The organism is Streptomyces anatolicus (assembly GCF_019400875.1).
Lineage (GTDB): Bacteria > Actinomycetota > Actinomycetes > Streptomycetales > Streptomycetaceae > Streptomyces > Streptomyces anatolicus.
The window spans coordinates 1-1,953 of record NZ_WMBF01000757.1; the positions used below are offsets into that span (position 1 = coordinate 1).

The 1,953-nt window shown below is 73.3% G+C and carries 2 protein-coding genes; both read right to left on the reverse strand.

The features are described 5' to 3' along the window. Positions 1-1,389 (reverse strand): maltokinase N-terminal cap-like domain-containing protein (locus GKQ77_RS32190; RefSeq protein WP_219692666.1); only part of this gene is annotated, 1,389 nt, incomplete at its 3' end. Positions 1,390-1,515: 126 nt separating this feature from the next. Next, on the reverse strand, positions 1,516-1,953 hold a 438-nt coding region (locus tag GKQ77_RS32195; protein WP_219692668.1), incomplete at its 5' end, for an alpha-glucosidase C-terminal domain-containing protein.

Consider the following 1,953-nt stretch of genomic DNA (forward strand, 5'->3'; position numbering starts at 1 on the left):
GGGGACGGGGAGCCAGTCGGGGCGGTGGCGGGCCTCGTAGAGGACTTCGTAGACCGCCTTGTCCGTCTCCAGGGCGCGCAGCAGCACGGGATCCGTGCGCGGGTCGCGGCCCGCGACCTGCGCGTACCCCACGCAGTACGCGGCCCGGCAGTCCGCGGCCCACTCCGAGGCCCAGGGCTCGCCGGAGCACGCCGCGTAGTCGAAGGAGCGCAGCATGCCCGCGACATCGCGGACCGGTGGCTGCGGCATGCGGCGCTCGGCAAGCGGGCGCGCGGGCTCACCCTCGAAGTCGATGATCGACCAGTGCCCGTCGGGGGAGCGCAGGCACTGCCCGAGGTGCAGATCGCCGTGGACGCGCTGGGCGGTCCACGACTGGCCCTCGCCGCCGAGGTCGGCCAGCGCCTCGAAGGCGGTGAGCAGCCCGGGCGCGTACGGCCGCAGCGCGGGCACCGCCTGTGCCGCCGCGGTCAGGCGCTGCGCCATGGCGTCGGCGATGCCCTCCACCTGGGCCCGGCCCAGCGTGACGGTCGGCAGCGCGGCGGCGAGCGCCGCGTGCACCTCGGCGGTGGCGCGGCCGAGCGCCCGCGCCTCGCCGGTGAAGTCCTCGCCCTTGTCGAGCCTGCGCAGGGCCAGCTCCCAGCCGTCCTCGGCGGCGGCCAGGAACGGCTGGAGCACGCCGAGGCCGCACGCCTCGTCCGGGGTGGCCGCGCCGGACGCGAGGTCCGCGAGGAACCACGCGGCGGGCGGGGGCACCCGCGTGCAGCCCTGCCGGGCGAGGTGCAGCGGAAGCTCCAGGTCGGGGTTGACGCCGGGCACCACGCGGCGGAACAGCTTGAGGATGAACGTATCTCCGTAGACGACCGAGGAGTTGGACTGCTCGGCGGCGAGCGGGCGCGGGGTGAGCCCCGAGGGGATGGTCGCGCTCGTGTCGCGTTCGAAGCGGAGTACGCCGTGCCGGCCCGGCATCCGCAGCCGCTCGAGGAGCAGTGCGGACAGCCCCGGGTCGTGCAGCGCCTCGTACACCGTCTGTCCGGCGAGCGGGCCCTCGGTGACGTGTCCGATGAGGGCGGGCGCCAGCCGCGGGGGCAGGGTGCGGCGTACGCCGATGAGCAACTGGTAGCAGTCGCCCGGCCGTTCGGCCGACGCGCCGCCCACGGGCGCGTCCTGGGCGGGGATGATCGGCTGGCGGACCCGTACGAGCAGATGCAGCAGGCCCGCCGGTGAGCTGCGGGGCAGGAGTTCGGTCGCCGTCACCGGCTCGAAGGCGCTGATGGGGCGACCCTTTCCGGCGAACCATCGCTGCCGTGGCAGCCACTCGCGCAGCAGTGGGTCGAGCGAGGCGAGCAGTGCCGTGGTGTGCGCGGTGGGACGGATGGCGGCTTCCGACATGGCGTCGCGTTCCTTTCCGCGAGGCGGACAAGGCTGTGTGCGGGAGTGCCGGTTGTGCGTAGGAGTGCCCAGGGCGGGACGGCGGAAACCGCCCCGCGAAGGCGTCGCGCCGCGGGAGTCCGGCCCCTACGACGGTTCCGCGCGCAGCCGGAACCAGTAGAAGCCATGGCCCGCCAGCGTGAGGAGGTAGGGCAGCTCGCCGATGGCCGGGAAGCGCACCCCGCCGATCAGTTCCACCGGGTGCCGTCCGTTGAAGGCTTGTAGATCCAGTTCGGTGGGCTGCGCGAAACGCGAGAAGTTGTGCACACACAGCACGAGGTCGTCACCCTCTTCGTCCGTCGGGGGTGCTTCGCGGAGGAAGGCGAGGACGGCGGGGTTGGAGGAGGGGAGTTCGGTGTAGGTGCCGAGGCCGAAGGCGGGGTTCTGTTTGCGGATCTCGATCATCCTGCGGGTCCAGTGCAGGAGGGAGGAGGGGGAGGACATGGAGGCTTCGACGTTGGTGACCTGGTAGCCGTAGACGGGGTCCATGATCGTGGGCAGGGAGAGGCGGCCTGGGTCGCAGGA